Source organism: Bacillus sp. B1(2022), from assembly GCF_040259625.1.
GTDB lineage: Bacteria > Bacillota > Bacilli > Bacillales > Bacillaceae > Bacillus > Bacillus velezensis.
On sequence record NZ_JANIFO010000003.1, the window covers coordinates 266,093 to 282,329 of the forward strand.

General features: G+C 48.1%; 17 protein-coding genes. 16 read left to right on the plus strand and 1 reads right to left on the minus strand.

Features of this window, described 5'->3' with window-relative positions:
• Nucleotides 1-2 precede the first annotated feature (2 nt).
• The 14 genes from gmk (at nucleotide 3) to spoVM (ending at nucleotide 13,574) form a co-directional block, all read left to right on the plus strand.
• The gene (gene gmk, locus NQS30_RS07435; RefSeq protein WP_003154347.1) at nucleotides 3-617 is read left to right on the plus strand and encodes a guanylate kinase; all 615 of its coding nucleotides are present in this window, start codon (nucleotides 3-5) and stop codon (nucleotides 615-617) included.
• Between the two features lie 3 nt (nucleotides 618-620).
• Nucleotides 621-824 carry a DNA-directed RNA polymerase subunit omega gene (rpoZ, locus tag NQS30_RS07440; RefSeq protein WP_003154346.1) on the plus strand — a complete coding sequence of 68 codons (204 nt, stop codon included), beginning with the start codon at nucleotides 621-623 and terminating at the stop codon, nucleotides 822-824.
• Nucleotides 825-914: 90 nt separating this feature from the next.
• Nucleotides 915-2,135 (plus strand): bifunctional phosphopantothenoylcysteine decarboxylase/phosphopantothenate--cysteine ligase CoaBC, encoded by a 1,221-nt coding sequence (gene coaBC, locus NQS30_RS07445; RefSeq protein WP_043021073.1) that lies wholly within the window; start codon nucleotides 915-917, stop codon nucleotides 2,133-2,135.
• The gene (gene priA / locus NQS30_RS07450; protein WP_039063083.1) at nucleotides 2,132-4,543 is read left to right on the plus strand and encodes a primosomal protein N'; all 2,412 of its coding nucleotides are present in this window, start codon (nucleotides 2,132-2,134) and stop codon (nucleotides 4,541-4,543) included. The genes coaBC and priA overlap by 4 nt, the downstream gene beginning before the upstream one ends.
• A 24-nt stretch (nucleotides 4,544-4,567) precedes the next feature.
• The gene (gene def, locus NQS30_RS07455; RefSeq protein ID WP_012117530.1) at nucleotides 4,568-5,050 is read left to right on the plus strand and encodes a peptide deformylase; all 483 of its coding nucleotides are present in this window, start codon (nucleotides 4,568-4,570) and stop codon (nucleotides 5,048-5,050) included.
• Between the two features lie 4 nt (nucleotides 5,051-5,054).
• The gene (fmt, locus tag NQS30_RS07460; RefSeq protein ID WP_012117531.1) at nucleotides 5,055-6,008 is read left to right on the plus strand and encodes a methionyl-tRNA formyltransferase; all 954 of its coding nucleotides are present in this window, start codon (nucleotides 5,055-5,057) and stop codon (nucleotides 6,006-6,008) included.
• On the plus strand, nucleotides 5,995-7,338 hold the full coding sequence (rsmB, locus tag NQS30_RS07465) for a 16S rRNA (cytosine(967)-C(5))-methyltransferase RsmB (protein WP_043021074.1): 1,344 nt from the start codon (nucleotides 5,995-5,997) through the stop codon (nucleotides 7,336-7,338). The genes fmt and rsmB overlap by 14 nt, the downstream gene beginning before the upstream one ends.
• A 3-nt stretch (nucleotides 7,339-7,341) precedes the next feature.
• On the plus strand, nucleotides 7,342-8,433 hold the full coding sequence (gene rlmN / locus NQS30_RS07470) for a dual-specificity RNA methyltransferase RlmN (protein WP_003154339.1): 1,092 nt from the start codon (nucleotides 7,342-7,344) through the stop codon (nucleotides 8,431-8,433).
• A gap of 5 nt (nucleotides 8,434-8,438) precedes the next feature.
• Nucleotides 8,439-9,200 carry a Stp1/IreP family PP2C-type Ser/Thr phosphatase gene (locus tag NQS30_RS07475; protein WP_124693043.1) on the plus strand — a complete coding sequence of 254 codons (762 nt, stop codon included), beginning with the start codon at nucleotides 8,439-8,441 and terminating at the stop codon, nucleotides 9,198-9,200.
• Complete coding sequence (gene pknB, locus NQS30_RS07480) at nucleotides 9,194-11,137, plus strand: Stk1 family PASTA domain-containing Ser/Thr kinase (protein ID WP_122503903.1); 1,944 nt, start codon at nucleotides 9,194-9,196, stop codon at nucleotides 11,135-11,137. The genes NQS30_RS07475 and pknB overlap by 7 nt, the downstream gene beginning before the upstream one ends.
• 14 nt (nucleotides 11,138-11,151) lie before the next feature.
• Nucleotides 11,152-12,042 carry a ribosome small subunit-dependent GTPase A gene (gene rsgA / locus NQS30_RS07485; RefSeq protein ID WP_025284714.1) on the plus strand — a complete coding sequence of 297 codons (891 nt, stop codon included), beginning with the start codon at nucleotides 11,152-11,154 and terminating at the stop codon, nucleotides 12,040-12,042.
• 1 nt (nucleotide 12,043) lies between these two features.
• Nucleotides 12,044-12,694: a ribulose-phosphate 3-epimerase gene (gene rpe / locus NQS30_RS07490; RefSeq protein WP_025284715.1), complete on the plus strand. Its 651-nt coding sequence runs from the start codon at nucleotides 12,044-12,046 to the stop codon at nucleotides 12,692-12,694.
• 68 nt (nucleotides 12,695-12,762) lie between these two features.
• Nucleotides 12,763-13,407, plus strand: a complete 645-nt coding sequence (locus NQS30_RS07495) for a thiamine diphosphokinase (protein WP_025284716.1) — start codon at nucleotides 12,763-12,765, stop codon at nucleotides 13,405-13,407.
• 86 nt (nucleotides 13,408-13,493) lie between these two features.
• Nucleotides 13,494-13,574 (plus strand): stage V sporulation protein SpoVM, encoded by an 81-nt coding sequence (gene spoVM, locus NQS30_RS07500; protein ID WP_003154329.1) that lies wholly within the window; start codon nucleotides 13,494-13,496, stop codon nucleotides 13,572-13,574.
• Between the two features lie 77 nt (nucleotides 13,575-13,651).
• On the opposite strand, the gene rpmB is transcribed toward spoVM, so the two are convergent.
• Nucleotides 13,652-13,840, minus strand: a complete 189-nt coding sequence (gene rpmB, locus NQS30_RS07505; RefSeq protein WP_003154328.1) for a 50S ribosomal protein L28 — start codon at nucleotides 13,838-13,840, stop codon at nucleotides 13,652-13,654.
• Nucleotides 13,841-14,098: 258 nt separating this feature from the next.
• Between rpmB and NQS30_RS07510 the strand changes: the two genes are divergently transcribed.
• Nucleotides 14,099-14,461: an Asp23/Gls24 family envelope stress response protein gene (locus tag NQS30_RS07510; protein ID WP_025284717.1), complete on the plus strand. Its 363-nt coding sequence runs from the start codon at nucleotides 14,099-14,101 to the stop codon at nucleotides 14,459-14,461.
• 15 nt (nucleotides 14,462-14,476) lie between these two features.
• The gene (locus NQS30_RS07515) at nucleotides 14,477-16,144 is read left to right on the plus strand and encodes a DAK2 domain-containing protein (RefSeq protein WP_022553356.1); all 1,668 of its coding nucleotides are present in this window, start codon (nucleotides 14,477-14,479) and stop codon (nucleotides 16,142-16,144) included.
• The last annotated feature ends 93 nt before the right edge of the window (nucleotides 16,145-16,237 follow it).

Below are 16,237 nucleotides of genomic sequence, written 5' to 3' on the forward strand. Positions count from 1 at the left end.
GCATGAAAGAAAGAGGGTTATTAATCGTTCTCTCAGGTCCCTCCGGAGTTGGAAAAGGAACGGTTCGGCAAGCAATATTTTCACAACAGGACACGAAATTTGAATACTCAATTTCAGTCACGACGAGAAACCCGAGAGAGGGCGAAGTCGATGGCGTCGATTATTTCTTTAAATCTAGAGATGAATTCGAACGCATGATTGAAAACAACAAACTGCTTGAGTGGGCAGAATATGTCGGCAACTATTACGGAACGCCCGTTGATTATGTCGAACAGACGCTTCAAGAAGGAAAAGACGTCTTCTTAGAGATTGAAGTGCAGGGCGCGCTCCAAGTGCGGAATGCATTTCCGGAAGGCCTGTTTATCTTCTTAGCGCCGCCGAGTCTTTCTGAGCTGAAAAACAGAATCGTGACAAGAGGAACTGAAACCGACGATTTAATCGAAAACAGAATGAATGCCGCAAAAGCTGAAATCGAAATGATGGACGCGTATGATTATGTCGTTGAAAACGACGATATCCAAACGGCTTGTGATAAGATTAACGCAATCGTTCTCGCCGAGCACTTAAAACGTGAACGCGTCGCTCCGAGATATAAGAAAATGCTGGAGGTAGAATAACTTATGTTAGATCCGTCAATTGACTCTTTAATGAATAAATTAGATTCTAAATATACGCTGGTGACCGTGTCTGCAAGACGCGCGCGTGAAATGCAGATCAAAAAAGACCAGCAGATTGAACATACCATTTCTCACAAATATGTAGGCAAAGCTTTAGAAGAAATTGACGCGGGCCTGCTTTCGTTTGAAAGAGAAGACAGCGAATAACAAGCACACGTAGCAACCTATCTCTACATAGGTTGTTATTTTTTTCCGTTTGGGATTTGTCCAATGCTTTCATAAAGGGGAGAAGACTTCATGAAAAACCGAAACATTTTGCTATGCGTAAGCGGAGGAATTGCCGTTTATAAAGCTTCCGCACTCACGAGCAAGCTGGTTCAGGCCGGCGCAAACGTCAAAGTGATTATGACTGAGTCCGCGCGTGAGTTTGTTTCTCCGCTGACATTTCAGGCGCTGAGCCGGAATGAAGTATATACAGATACATTTAATGAACAAAATCCGAAGGTGATTTCTCATATTGATGCCGCTGACTGGGCGGATTTAATTATTGTCGCGCCCGCTACGGCAAATATCATCGGAAAGCTTGCCAACGGAATTGCTGACGATATGCTCACAACGACGGTGCTGGCGGCTGAGGCCCCGGTCTGGGTGGCGCCTGCGATGAATGTCCATATGTATGATCATCCGGCGGTGAAACGGAACATCTCTGTGCTTTATCAGGACGGGGTCCGCTTTATCGAACCGAGTGAAGGCTATTTGGCATGCGGATATGTCGGCAAAGGAAGGCTGGAGGAGCCGGAGCTTATTGTTGAGCGTGTCAGAGAGCATTTTAAGGAGCCTGAAGACGATGCGCCGCTGAAAGGAAAACATATTGTCATTACGGCCGGTCCGACGCGCGAAGCCGTGGACCCTGTCCGCTTCTTCACAAATAAATCCACCGGCAAAATGGGCTACGCCGCTGCTGAAGCCGCCGTCCGTCTCGGGGCGCGGGTGACGCTGATTTCAGGCCCGGTGTCAATAGAGCCGCCAGTCGGGCTGTATCAGTTTCTTCCTGTGCAATCGGCAGCCGATATGAGAGAAGCCGTGCTTTCTGTGTTTGATTCATGCGACATGGTGATTAAGACGGCGGCCGTGGCCGATTTTACGCCGGCGGTTGTTTCTGATCACAAAATGAAGAAGAAAGACGGTTCGCTCGTGATCGAATTCAACCGTACGGCAGACATACTGAAAGAACTCGGCGAACGGAAAACACACCAGCTGCTGGTCGGATTTGCGGCTGAAACGCAAGACGTCGAACGCTATGCGCGCAGAAAACTCGAACAGAAAAACCTTGATATGATCGTTGCGAATGATGTGAAAGCAGAAGGGGCCGGATTTGGCACGGATACGAATGTCGTCACCTTCTATTTCCGGGACGGAAGAAAACGGGAGCTTGCGCTTATGTCTAAACTTGACGTTTCCTTTGAAATGCTGAAGGAAATGACCGCTTTGAAAGCCGAGGACCGAAAACCCGTATGAATGTAGCAGAAGTCATTGTCGATGTCAGCTCTAAAAACATTGACAGACCCTTTGATTACAAAATTCCTGATCATTTAAAAGGGATGATCGAAGTCGGCATGCGGGTGATTGTCCCGTTTGGCCCGCGCAAGCTTCAAGGATTTGTGACCGGTTTGAAAGATTCGTCTGAATTAAACGGCGGCTCAATGAAGGAAGTCGAGAAGCTTCTTGATTTGACGCCCGTTCTGACTGAGGAACTGATGCAGCTGTCTTCATGGCTTTCTGACAAAACGCTGTCGTTTAAAATCACGGCGCTTCAGGCAATGCTGCCCGCCGCACTGAAGGCGAAGTACGAGAAAGAGCTGAAAGTCGTTGACGAAGAAGCGCTGACACCGGACATCAAACAGCTTTTCAGGAATCAAAAAAGTCTTCTGTACTCGGATATTACCGATGAAAGCATTCTTTCGTCACTTCAAAAATTCGTGCGCAAAGGAAGCATTGATGTCACATATAAAGTCGCCCAAAAAACGAATAAAAAAATGATCCGCATGATCGAAGCGGGGGCGGACAAAGAAGAACTCGCCCGGCACGCAGATTCATTGACAAAGCAGGCTTCTAAACAGCTCGCCGTGCTTACTTATTTTATCGGCGGGGGAGCAAAGATTTCCGCGGCCGAGCTTTGCAAAAAGACCGATTCCAGTTCCGCGACGCTGAAAACACTTCTTAAAAAGGGGCTTCTTACGGAAAGCTTTGAGGAGGTTTACCGCGATCCTTATCAGGATAGAATGTTCAAAAAAACAGAGCCGCTCTCTCTTACAGAAGAGCAGCAGGCCGCTTTTGAGCCGATTAAACAAGCTGTAGCCGATCATGTCCATCACGTCTTTCTGCTTCACGGCGTCACGGGAAGCGGCAAAACGGAAATTTACCTGCAATCCATTGAGAAAGTGCTGGCAAAAGGACAAGAAGCCATCGTGCTCGTTCCGGAAATCTCGTTGACACCGCAAATGGTCAACCGTTTTAAAGGCCGCTTCGGCTCACAGGTTGCGGTCATGCACAGCGGATTATCCACAGGTGAAAAATACGATGAATGGCGGAAGATTCAGCGCAAGGAAGTCCGGCTTGTCGTCGGAGCCAGATCGGCCATCTTTGCCCCGTTTGAAAATCTCGGCATGATCATTATTGATGAAGAGCACGAATCTTCCTATAAGCAGGAGGAAATGCCGCGGTATCATGCAAAGGACGTAGCCATCCGCCGGGCCGAGCATCACAGCTGTCCGGTCGTCCTCGGGAGCGCCACGCCGACATTGGAGTCATTTGCGCGGGCGAAAAAAGGCGTTTATGAGCTGCTTCCGTTAAAACATCGCGTGAATCGCCAGCTCATGCCTGACGTTTCTCTCGTTGATATGAGAGAAGAACTGAGAAACGGCAACAGATCAATGTTTTCAAGAGAACTGATGGAACAGCTGGAAGAGAAGCTTGCAAAAAAAGAGCAGGCCGTCCTTTTTCTGAATAAACGGGGGTATTCCTCGTTTGTGATGTGCCGGGACTGCGGTTATGTGCCGCAATGTCCGCATTGCGACATTTCGATGACTTATCACCGCTACGGACAAAGGCTGAAATGCCATTACTGCGGCCATGAGGAACCTGTCCCGGGAACATGCCCGGAATGCGGCAGCGAACATATCCGCTTTTTCGGCACGGGAACGCAGCGTGTGGAGGAGGAGCTTACCAAAGTGCTGCCTCAGGCGCGCGTGATCAGGATGGATGTGGACACCACTTCAAGAAAAGGCGCCCATGAAAAACTGTTGTCAGCGTTCGGTGAAGGGAAGGCGGATATCCTGCTCGGTACGCAAATGATCGCAAAAGGGCTTGATTTTCCGAACGTGACGCTCGTCGGAGTATTAAGCGCAGATACGACGCTTCACATCCCTGATTTCAGGGCCGCGGAGAAGACATTCCAGCTGCTGACGCAGGTAAGCGGCCGGGCCGGGCGGCATGAAAAGCCGGGAACGGTGGTCATTCAAACGTATACACCGTCTCATTACAGCATTCAGCTGACGAAAACGCACGACTATGAAACTTTTTTTCAGCAGGAAATGGCGCACAGACGGGCCCAGTCATACCCGCCTTATTATTACGTGGCGCTGGTGACCGTTTCTCATGAAGAAGCGGCAAAAGCCGCGGTCACCGCAGAAAAGATTACAAACTATTTAAGAGCGGGATGCGGGCCTGATACGAAAATTCTCGGGCCGGCGGCTTCCCCGATCGCCAGGATCAAAGATAGATATCGCTATCAATGCGTGATAAAATACAGACAGGAAAACGAGTTGCAGATTCAGTTGAAAAAGATACTGGAGCACTATAAACGCGACATTGCGCAAAAGCATGTCATGATTTCAATCGATATGAATCCGTACATGCTAATGTAACATTAGTTTTTGGAGGGCAAAATTTTGGCTGTGAAAAAAATCGTCACACACCCGGCGGAGGTTCTGGAAACACCCGCTGATGAAGTGACAGTGTTTGATAAAAAATTAAAAAAATTGCTTGACGATATGTACGATACGATGCTCGAAATGGATGGCGTCGGCCTCGCCGCGCCGCAAATCGGCATTTTAAAAAGAGCGGCCGTCGTGGACATCGGTGAAGAAAGCGGCCGGATCGACCTTGTAAATCCGGTTATTCTTGAAAAGAGCGGTGAACAGACCGGAGTCGAGGGCTGCTTAAGCTTTCCCGGGGTTTACGGGGATGTCACCCGCCCGGATTACGTAAAGGTAAAAGCCTATGACCGTAAAGGAAAACCGTTTATTTTAGAAGCGGAGGGTTTTTTGGCCAGAGCCGTTCAGCATGAAATGGATCATTTAGACGGCATTTTATTCACATCAAAAATTACGGCTTACTACACTGAAGAAGAACTGGCAGAAATGGAAGGATGATTGGATGACAAGGATCGTTTTTATGGGAACGCCCGATTTTTCAGTTCCCGTCCTGCGCACGCTTATTGAAGACGGGTATGAAGTGGTTGGTGTCGTTACGCAGCCTGACCGCCCGAAAGGCAGAAAAAAAATCATGACGCCCCCTCCTGTTAAGGCTGAAGCTGAACGTCACGGCATTCCCGTGCTTCAGCCCGAAAAAGTAAGGCTCGAAGAAGAAATAGAAAAAGTGCTCAGCCTGAAGCCGGACCTGATTGTTACGGCGGCATTCGGACAGATCCTGCCCAAGCAGCTGCTGGACGGCCCGAAATACGGCTGTATCAACGTACACGCGTCACTATTGCCTGAATTAAGAGGCGGAGCGCCGATACATTATTCGATTCTCCAAGGCAAGAAGAAAACGGGCGTGACAATCATGTATATGGTTGAAAAGCTTGATGCGGGCGATATGATTTCGAAAATCGAAGTGGAAATTGATGAAACGGATAACGTCGGCACGCTTCACGACAAATTAAGCATAGCGGGGGCAAAGCTTTTGTCAGAGACCGTCCCGAACGTCATTTCCGGAAATATTAAACCGATCAAACAGGACGAATCAAAAGCGACTTACGCGCCTAACATTAAGCGTGAGCAGGAGCGGATTGATTGGGCAAAGCCCGGAGAAGAGATCTACAACCAGATCAGAGGTTTAAACCCTTGGCCTGTCGCCTATACAACTTTGAACGGTCAAAATATGAAAGTATGGGCTTCTGAAAAAGTTGCGGCAAAAACTGAAGCTGCGCCCGGAACAGTCATCCGCACGGAGCAAAACGGCATTGTCGTCGCATCAGGAAACAGCACCGCCCTTTTAATCACAGAGCTGCAGCCGGCGGGAAAAAAACGGATGAAGGGCGAAGATTTTGTAAGAGGCAAAAATGTGCAGCCCGGTGACGTGTTAGGAGAAGCAAATGAAGAAAATTAATGTCCGGGAGCTCGCCCTTGAAGCGCTTGAGAAGCTTGAGCAAAATCAGGCATACAGCAACCTGCTTCTTACATCGGTTATCAAAACGAACACGCTCAGCGATCAGGACAGAGGACTGCTGACAGAGCTTGTCTACGGAACACTGCAAAATAAAATCGCCTTAGACTACATGCTGAAGCCTTTTATCCGCAAGCCGAATAAAGTGAAGCCATGGGTGATTCAGCTGCTTCGTCTGTCCGCGTATCAAATGGAGTATTTAGAAAAAATACCGGATCGCGCCGCCATTCATGAAGCGGTTGAGATCGCCAAAAAACGCGGGCATAAGGGCATTGCGTCCTTTGTCAACGGCATCCTCCGCTCCCTGCAGCGTGAAGGGGCGCCGTCATTCGCTGAAATTGAAGACCCGGTTCTCCGTCTTTCCACAGAGACAAGCCATCCCGAGTGGCTCGTAAAAGAGTGGGTCGAGGCGTACGGCTTTGAGGCAGCTGAAAAGATCTGCCGGATTCATCTCATTCCGCCGAAGCAGACGCTCCGTGTCAATCACATAAAGAGCGACAGGGAAACGGTGCTGAATGAGATGGAGAATGCCGGTCTTGAAGCTGAAGCCGGAGACCTTTCTCCTGATGCGATTAAGCTTTTAAAAGGAAGCATCGCGAACACGGCATTTTTCCAAAACGGCCGGGTATCCATACAGGATGAAAGCTCAATGCTTGTCGCGCGGGCGCTGGACCCGAAGCCGGGCGAAACCGTTTTAGACGCATGCGCCGCACCGGGCGGAAAGTCGGCTCACATTGCGGAACTGATGGAGAACGAGGGGAGCCTCACATCGCTTGATCTTCACCGCCATAAAGTGAAGCTGATTAAAGAGGGCGCAGAACGGCTCGGGCTTACGATCATCGACGCGCAAACGATGGATGCGCGAAAAGCGGGAGAGGCCTTTGGCGCAGAACGGTTTGACCGTGTTCTCGTTGATGCCCCTTGCTCAGGTTTCGGCGTCATCAGAAGAAAACCCGATATGAAATATACGAAGACGCCGGAGGACAGCAGACGGCTGTCAGAAATCCAGCTCGGCATTTTAAGGGAAATCGCCCCATTAGTAAAAAAAGGTGGCACACTCGTATACAGTACGTGTACAATGGACCGGACAGAAAATGAAGAAGTTATGCATGCGTTTATACAAGAACACCCTGAGTTTGAACCCGATTTGTCTCTTGAAAAGCGGCTGCCTGAAAAGGCGAGACCCTTTGTTCAGGATGGAAGCCTTCAAATTCTTCCGCATTATTTCGGAACAGACGGTTTCTTTATTAGCAGCATGAGAAAGAAGGGATAAAAAATGACACAATTAAAAAAGACAAGCGTACGGAAAGAGCTGCGGACTGAGCAGCCGTCCATTTACTCTTTTGAATTAGATGAAATCAAACAATGGCTGACCGAGAATGGCGAAAAGCCGTTCCGCGCAGCACAGATTTTTGAATGGCTTTATGAGAAGCGGGTTTCTTCATTTGATGAAATGACAAACCTCTCAAAAAGCCTGCGTGAAAAACTCGAGAGCAATTTTGTGCTGACAACGCTGAAAACGGCTGTAAAACAGACATCTCAAGACGGCACGATGAAATTTTTATTTGAGCTTCATGACGGTTATACGATCGAAACGGTTTTAATGAGACACGAGTATGGTAATTCTGTATGTGTAACGACACAGGTCGGCTGCCGGATCGGCTGCACATTTTGCGCGTCAACGCTCGGCGGACTGAAACGGAATCTTGAAGCGGGAGAAATCGTCGCTCAAGTCGTGAAAGTGCAAAAGGCGCTTGATGAAACGGATGAACGCGTCAGCTCAGTCGTCATCATGGGAATCGGAGAGCCGTTTGATAATTTCAATGAAATGCTCGCTTTCTTAAAAATCATTAACCACGATAAAGGGCTGAACATCGGAGCGCGTCATATCACAGTTTCCACCAGCGGAATCATTCCGAAGATTTACGATTTCGCCGATCAAAAAATGCAGATCAATTTCGCGATTTCTCTGCATGCTCCGAATACGGAAATTAGAAGCCGTCTGATGCCGATTAACAAAGCCTATAAGCTTCCTGACCTTATGGAGGCCGTCAAATATTACATCGAGAAAACAGGCAGACGGATCAGCTTTGAATACGGGCTGTTCGGTGGCGTAAATGATCAGGTCGAACATGCAGAAGAGCTTGCAGAACTGTTAAAAGACGTGAAATGCCATGTCAATTTAATTCCGGTAAACTATGTGCCTGAACGGGATTACGTCCGCACACCGAGAGATCAGATTTTCGCATTCGAAAAAACGTTAAAATCCCGCGGTGTAAATGTCACGATCAGAAGAGAGCAAGGCCATGACATTGACGCGGCCTGCGGTCAGCTTCGCGCGAAGGAGCGTCAAGACGAGACGAGGTGAAGAGGTTGATTACAGCCTTGAAAACAGATACAGGTAAAGTCCGCCGGCATAATGAAGATGCGGCGGGCATTTTCACAAAAGAAGACGCGGTGCTTGCGGTTGTCGCCGACGGCATGGGCGGTCATCTTGCCGGAGATGTAGCGAGCAGGATGGCGGTTGCGGCGATGGAAGAGCAGTGGAACCGGACCGAAACGGTTCCTTCTCTGCCGTCTGCTTGCGAGGATTGGCTGAAAGACCGGATTCATGAGGCGAATGTCAAAGTACATGACCACGCTAAATCGAATGAAGAATGCCGGGGAATGGGCACCACTGTTGTTTGCGCCTTATTCACCGGGAAGTTTGTCACTGTGGCTCATATCGGTGACAGCCGGTGCTACCTGCTTCAAGAGGGGGAATTCACTCAGCTGACTGAGGACCATTCGCTTGTGAATGAGCTGGTCAAGACAGGAGAAATTTCAAAAGAGGACGCCGAGCACCATCCGCGGAAAAATGTATTGACGAGAGCGCTGGGGACAGATGAAACCATCAGTCCCGACGCCCGTTCTTTTGAACTGTCTGACGGCGATCAGCTGCTTTTATGCTCTGACGGACTGTCAAATAAAATAGAAGATCACGAGATCAAACAAATGCTTCAAGCCGAATCTGATCCTCAGGAAAAAGTAGACCTTCTCATCAGCAAAGCGAATCAAAACGGCGGCGAAGATAACATCACGGCTGTGTTGATTGAGTTTTCCGCAGATGCAAAAGAGGGTGAAGACAAGTGCTAACCGGCAAGCGGATCAGCGGGCGTTATCATATCCTCCGGCCCATTGGCGGCGGCGGAATGGCAAACGTTTTTTTAGCTGAGGACATCATTCTCGAACGTGAAGTCGCAATTAAAATTCTGCGGTTTGACTTTGTGAATGACATTGATTTTATCAGGCGTTTCAGAAGAGAAGCACAGTCGGCATCAAGCCTCGATCATCCGAATATCGTCAGTATTTACGATATCGGGGAGGAAGGCGATATTTATTACATTGTCATGGAATATGTGGAAGGCATGACATTAAAGGAATACATAAACGCACACGGACCGTTCCATCCGAAAGAAGCGCTGTCCGTTATGGAGCAGATCGTCTCGGCCATCGCCCATGCCCATCAAAACCATATCGTGCACCGGGATATTAAACCGCACAATATATTGATAGATCATTTAGGGCATATCAAGGTGACGGATTTCGGCATCGCCACAGCGCTTACGTCTACGACAATCACACATACGAATTCTGTGCTGGGCTCGGTTCATTATTTGTCTCCGGAGCAGGCGAGAGGCGGTCTGGCAACGAAAAAATCAGATATTTACGCGCTCGGCATCGTGCTGTTTGAGCTTTTAACAGGTGAAATCCCTTTTGACGGAGAATCAGCCGTCAGTATAGCGCTAAAGCATCTGCAAACAGAAACGCCTTCCGCCAGAAAGTGGAACCCTTCCATTCCGCAGAGCGTCGAAAACATTATTTTAAAGGCAACCGCTAAAGACCCGTTTCACCGCTATGAAAGCGCCGAGGACATGGAAGCGGACATCAGAACGGCTTTTGACGCCGGCAGGCTGAATGAACAAAAATTTTCCGTGCAGGATGATGAGGAAATGACAAAAGCCATTCCCGTTATTACTGACGGCGCAAAAGCCGCGCCTCAGGCGGAAACGCCGGGGGAGACGGATGATAAGGAACAGCAGCCCGCCAAAAAGAAAAAACGGAAATGGCCGTGGGTTTTGCTGGCCGTCTGTTTCATTTTCATTATGGCGGCTATTCTTGCGGTCACCGTGTTTCCGTCTTTATTTATGCCTAAAGATGTAAGCGTCCCCGACGTACGGGGCATGAAGTACGAAAAAGCGGAAGCCCTGCTTGAAAAGAACGGGCTCCGGGCGGATCCTGATATAACGGACATTGAAGATGAAAAAATAGAAGAGGAATTAATGGTCAAAACGGACCCAAAAGCGGGGTCTACCGTTAAAGAAGGCTCTTCTGTAAAACTGTACAAAAGCATCGGAAAACCGAAAACCCAGCTGATCGACGTGAAAGGGCGGCAGATCGGCGACGCAAAAAAAGCGCTGAAGGAAAAAGGCTTCAAACATGTCAATGTCAAAGAAGAGAACGATGACAGCGAGGCCGGCACCGTAATTGATCAGAACCCGTCAGCCGGCACCGACATGGTCGCAAGCGACGATGAAGTCAATCTAACGGTCAGCCTCGGCCCGGCGGACGTTACGCTGAGGGACTTAAAGACTTACAGCAAAGAAGCGGCTTCAGGGTATCTTGAAGATAACGGCCTGCAGCTTGTTGAAAAACAAGCCCATTCAGATGACGTGCCGGAAGGACAAGTTATGAAGCAAGAGCCGGCAGCCGGCACTGCGGTTAAGCCGGGAAGTAATGTTGAAGTGACGTTCTCGCTCGGACCTGAAGAAAAACCGGCGAAAACGGTAAAAGAAAAAATCAGCATTCCTTACGAACCCGAACATGAAGGGGACGAGCTTGAAGTGCAAATCGCCATCGATGATAAGGACCACAGCATCTCTGATACGTATGACTCATTTAAAATAAAAGAGCCGACTGAAAAAACAATTGAACTGAAGATTGATCAGGGACAGAAGGGGTATTATCAAGTGATGGTGGATCATAAAGTCGTCAGCTACAAAACGATTGAATACCCGAAAGATAATGACTGACAAGGAGGGACCCTATGCCTGAGGGCAAAATTATAAAAGCGTTAAGCGGATTCTATTATGTCTTGGATGAATCACAGGACAAGATCATTCAATGCAGGGGCCGGGGCATTTTCAGAAAAAATAAAATAACGCCCCTGGTCGGCGATTATGCCGTTTATCAGGCTGAAAATGATAAAGAAGGCTACCTGCTGGAAATCAAAGAACGAACAAACGAGCTGATCAGGCCGCCGATTTCAAATGTCGATCAGGCCGTTCTTGTCTTTTCTGCCGTTCAGCCGGCGTTCAGCACGTCTTTATTGGACCGTTTTCTCGTCCTTGTGGAAGCCAACGGTATTCACCCGATCATCTGCATAACCAAAATGGACTTAGCTGCAGAAGGGGAATCGAAAGAGGCGATACTTTCTTACGTGAAAGACTATCAGGCGATCGGTTATGACGTATATGTGACGTCATCAAAAGAAAACAGCGGTTTAACAGGCATTGTGAAACACTTCGAGAACAAAACAACGGTGTTTGCCGGTCAGTCCGGAGTCGGAAAATCTTCGCTTTTAAATGCGATCAGCCCGGAGCTTGAGCTGAAAACAAACGAGATTTCCACGCATTTGGGACGCGGAAAACATACGACGCGCCATGTGGAGCTCATTCATACATCAGGCGGTCTGGTTGCGGATACTCCGGGGTTCAGTTCGCTTGAATTTACCGGCATTGAGGAAGAAGAACTGGGCAGCACGTTCCCTGAGATCAGAGAAATAAGCGCCTCTTGCAAATTCAGAGGCTGTCTGCATCTTAAAGAGCCGAAATGCGCGGTAAAGCAAGCGGTGGAAGAAGGAGAGATTCAGCCGTACCGCTATGAGCATTACAAAGAATTTATGCAGGAAATAAAAGAGAGAAAGCCGAGGTATTAATATGATTAAGGTTGCGCCATCAATTCTTTCCGCCGATTTTGCTTCACTGGGCGAGGAAATTAAAGACGTGGAAAAAGGAGGGGCGGACTATATCCATATTGATGTCATGGATGGCCATTTCGTCCCTAACATTACAATCGGGCCGCTTATCGTTGAAGCCGTCCGTCCGGTGACTGATCTGCCGCTGGATGTCCATCTTATGATTGAAAACCCGGACCGCTACATCCCGGCATTCGCAAAAGCCGGTGCGGACATCCTTTCTGTTCATGCTGAGGCGTGTCCGCATCTTCACCGGACCATTCAATTGATAAAAGAGCAGGGGGTAAAAGCGGGAGTTGTGCTCAATCCGCATACGCCCGTCCAAATGATTGAACATGTGATCGAGGAGCTTGACCTTGTGCTGTTAATGACGGTTAACCCCGGTTTTGGCGGACAGCGCTTCATTCATTCGGTTCTGCCGAAAATCCGTCAGGTCAAACAGCTGGCTGAGGAGAAAGGCCTGTCTGAGCTTTTAATCGAAGTGGACGGAGGCGTTAATAAAGAAACAGCCCCTTTATGCACTGAAGCGGGCGCCAATCTGCTTGTTGCCGGGTCTGCCGTATATAATCAGCCGGATCGGAAAAAAGCCATCGCTGACATCCGAAACGCGTAATAAACATGCTGAAAAAGAGCCCGGTGAAAGCCGCCGGCTCTTTTCGCGTCTAAGAGAGAGGAAAACATATGAAGACAATCAATATCGTTGCGGGCGGCCCGCGGGAGCTTATTCCCGATCTATCCGAATACACTGACGGAGATACGACGTGGGTCGGAGTCGATAAAGGGACGGTTGCTCTTTTGGAAGCCGGAATCATTCCGCAGGAAGCTTTCGGTGATTTTGACAGCATTACGGAAGAGGAGCTCATGCAGATTCAAAAAGCGGCGCCGGCCCTCCATGTGTATCAGGCGGAAAAAGATTATACCGATCTTGAACTCGCCCTTGACTGGGCTTTACAAAAAGAACCGGAAACCATTCGGATATTCGGTGTGACGGGCGGAAGAGCCGATCACTTTTTAGGGAACATCCAGCTGCTTTATAAAGCCTTACATAAGAATACCGATCTCAAGCTGATCGACCGGCAGAATGACATTCAGATGTTCGGGCCCGGCCGTTATACAATTGAAGAAAAAGCGAGCAGACGCTATATTTCTTTCATTCCGTTTACGGAAGCGGCAGACGGCCTGACACTCGACGGTTTTAAATATCCCCTTGATAATTGTCATATTCCTCTGGGTTCCACACTATGTATTAGTAACGAACTCATTCATTCACGAGGTACTTTTTCGTTTGCAAAAGGCATATTAATAATGGTAAGGAGCGCGGATTAGAAAAGCGGCTTCTGCCATATGCGGAAAAAACCATGAATCCTAAAGTGATGAACGCAGCGGATACGGGACTTATAGGAGGGGACAAAATGAAATTTTATACCATTAAATTGCCGAAGTTTTTAGGAGGAATTGTCCGGGCGATGCTGGGCTCATTTAGAAAAGAGTAAGCCCAAGAAGCTGAAATTGCCCTCTTTGAACGCATAAAAAACGCCTGCCGCATAAAAGGGCAGGCGTTCATTTTTGCTTATACACGCTCAACTTTACCGGATTTTAAAGCCCGGGCAGATACATACACTTTTTTAGGTTTGCCGTCAACAAGGATGCGGACCTTTTGAAGGTTGGCGCCCCAAGTACGCTTAGAAGCGTTCATTGCGTGAGAACGGTTGTTTCCGGCTTTTGTTTTTTTACCTGTAATAAAACATTTACGTGCCATTTGTTTCCCTCCTAACTGCGCGAAACATCTTTTCAAACATAGTGTCTCAGATGCTTTCGTTATACAATACTTTAAATAATTTACCACAGCTAAAAACCGTTTGCAACTATTGTTTCCCTTACTTTCAAGAAAAATCACTTGACATGTAAAACCAATCACATTTCCGCGCTGAAGGCCGCTGTCTGTATCTTTTCTTTTCATAATGGGATACATATAGTAGAATAATGATAACTCTATGCATCTGAAGGAGGAACCTGTGTGTCCATTGAAATGAAGACAAAATACGGACAGATTGATATATCCAACGAAGTCATCGCAATGGTTGCCGGAGGCGCTGCCATTGACTGTTACGGAATAGTGGGGATGGCCTCAAAAAACCAGATTAAAGACGGTTTGTCTGAAATCCTCCGGAGAGAGAACTTCGCAAAAGGCGTACATGTCCGTCAGGAAGCCGAACAAATACATATCGACATGTACATTATTGTCAGCTACGGCACTAAAGTATCCGAAGTAGCCCACAATGTTCAGACGAAGGTAAAATACACAGTAAATCAAACAATCGGACTTGCAGTTGATTCTGTAAATATTTATGTCCAAGGCGTACGAGTAACGAACCCGTAGTGAGGAGGATGAGTATTGTCTAGACGAAACTTAGATGGGAGAGCTTTTGCGGCAATGATTCTGGCGGGGGCTGAGACATTGTCTCAAAACGCGTCCGCGGTGGATGCGCTGAACGTGTTTCCCGTGCCTGACGGCGATACCGGAACAAATATGAATTTATCGATGTCATCCGGTGCAAGAGAGGTAGAGCACATTGACTCACCCGACATCGGCAAAGTCGGCATCGCCCTGTCAAAAGGCCTGCTTATGGGAGCGAGAGGAAACTCAGGGGTGATATTGTCCCAATTGTTCAGAGGTTTCACAAAGAGCATTGAAAACAAAAACCAAATAGACGCCCAAGAATTTGCCGCAGCACTCCAAGCGGGAGTGGATATGGCATATAAGGCGGTCATGAAACCGGTTGAAGGAACGATTTTAACCGTGGCCAAGGATGCGGCTAAAAAAGCGGTCGCCTCGGCCAAAGAAGAAACCGACATTATTTCGGTCATGGAGGCCGTTATTGAAGAAGCGGAAGCGTCGCTGAACCGTACGCCGGATCTGCTTCCTGTTTTAAAGGACGTCGGTGTCGTTGACAGCGGCGGAAAAGGTCTGCTTTGTGTATATGAAGGCTTTTTGGCTGCTTTAAAAGGAGAGGCCGTACCGAAAAAAGCGGTTCTTCCGGCACTCGATGATATGGTGAATGCCGAGCATCATAAAAGCGCGCAGAGCATGCTGAGTACAGAAGACATTGAATTCGGATTTTGTACGGAAGTGATGGTGAGGCTGGATCAAGATAAACGGACGTTCAAGGAAGAGACGTTCAGAAACGAACTGAGCCGTTTCGGCGATTCATTGCTGGTCGTGGCTGATGATACTCTTGCGAAAGTTCATATTCATGCCGAAGAACCAGGGAACGTACTCAATCTCGCACAGCGTTACGGCGATTTGATTAAAATTAAAATTGAAAACATGAGGGAACAGCATACTTCAATCATCAGCCAAGAACATGATGAAAAAAAGCCGGCCGGCGTTATGAAAGAAGCCCGCAAGCCTTTTGGCATCGTGACTGTGGCAATGGGAGAGGGCATTTCTGAATTGTTTACGAGCATCGGCGCTTCACACGTAATCGAAGGCGGCCAGACAATGAATCCGAGCACGGAAGATATTGTTGAAGCCGTTCAGTCTGTCAATGCGGAGACGGTTTTCATTCTTCCGAACAATTCCAATATTGTGATGGCTGCCAATCAGGCGGCGAGCGTGGCGGAAGAAAATGTCATTGTCATTCCGGCAAAAACGGTCCCTCAAGGCATGACTGCCCTGCTTGCGTTTAACCCTGACCAGCCGGCTGACGTAAATGAAGCTAATATGCTTGAGGCCATCCGGAATGTGAAAAGCGGACAGGTGACATATTCAGTCAGAGACACCCATATCGACGGCAAAGATATTAAAAAAGGTGATTTTATCGGCATTTTAAACAGTTCAATTATCGGCAGCGCCGAAGATCGGATAAGTGCGGCGAAACTGCTGCTGGATGAAATGATCGGGGAAGAAGATGAAATCGTCACCATTTTGTACGGAGAGGACGCGCCCGAAGAAGAAGCTGAGAAACTCGCTGAGTATATTGCAAGCGTCTGTGAAGATATCGAGGTTGAAATCCATAACGGCAGACAGCCTCTGTATCCATATATATTTGCGGCAGAATAGAAGGGCTTATCAGGCCCTTCTATTCTTATGCCTTTATTTACCTGCGGCAGTGCGGCAGTGTGCCTGCTTGCCAATTGAGAAATGTTCAATTAG

Excerpts from the sequence above, each read along its gene's own strand:
- rpmB (WP_003154328.1), bottom strand. The coding sequence starts at position 13,840 with ATGGCACGTAAATGTTTTATTACAGGTAAAAAAACAAAAGCCGGAAAC.
- rsgA (WP_025284714.1), top strand. The coding sequence starts at position 11,152 with ATGCCTGAGGGCAAAATTATAAAAGCGTTAAGCGGATTCTATTATGTC.
- rpoZ (WP_003154346.1), top strand. The coding sequence starts at position 621 with ATGTTAGATCCGTCAATTGACTCTTTAATGAATAAATTAGATTCTAAA.
- rpe (WP_025284715.1), top strand. The coding sequence starts at position 12,044 with ATGATTAAGGTTGCGCCATCAATTCTTTCCGCCGATTTTGCTTCACTG.
- rsmB (WP_043021074.1), top strand. The coding sequence starts at position 5,995 with ATGAAGAAAATTAATGTCCGGGAGCTCGCCCTTGAAGCGCTTGAGAAG.
- gmk (WP_003154347.1), top strand. The coding sequence starts at position 3 with ATGAAAGAAAGAGGGTTATTAATCGTTCTCTCAGGTCCCTCCGGAGTT.
- priA (WP_039063083.1), top strand. The coding sequence starts at position 2,132 with ATGAATGTAGCAGAAGTCATTGTCGATGTCAGCTCTAAAAACATTGAC.
- rlmN (WP_003154339.1), top strand. The coding sequence starts at position 7,342 with ATGACACAATTAAAAAAGACAAGCGTACGGAAAGAGCTGCGGACTGAG.
- NQS30_RS07495 (WP_025284716.1), top strand. The coding sequence starts at position 12,763 with ATGAAGACAATCAATATCGTTGCGGGCGGCCCGCGGGAGCTTATTCCC.
- spoVM (WP_003154329.1), top strand. The coding sequence starts at position 13,494 with ATGAAATTTTATACCATTAAATTGCCGAAGTTTTTAGGAGGAATTGTC.
- coaBC (WP_043021073.1), top strand. The coding sequence starts at position 915 with ATGAAAAACCGAAACATTTTGCTATGCGTAAGCGGAGGAATTGCCGTT.
- fmt (WP_012117531.1), top strand. The coding sequence starts at position 5,055 with ATGACAAGGATCGTTTTTATGGGAACGCCCGATTTTTCAGTTCCCGTC.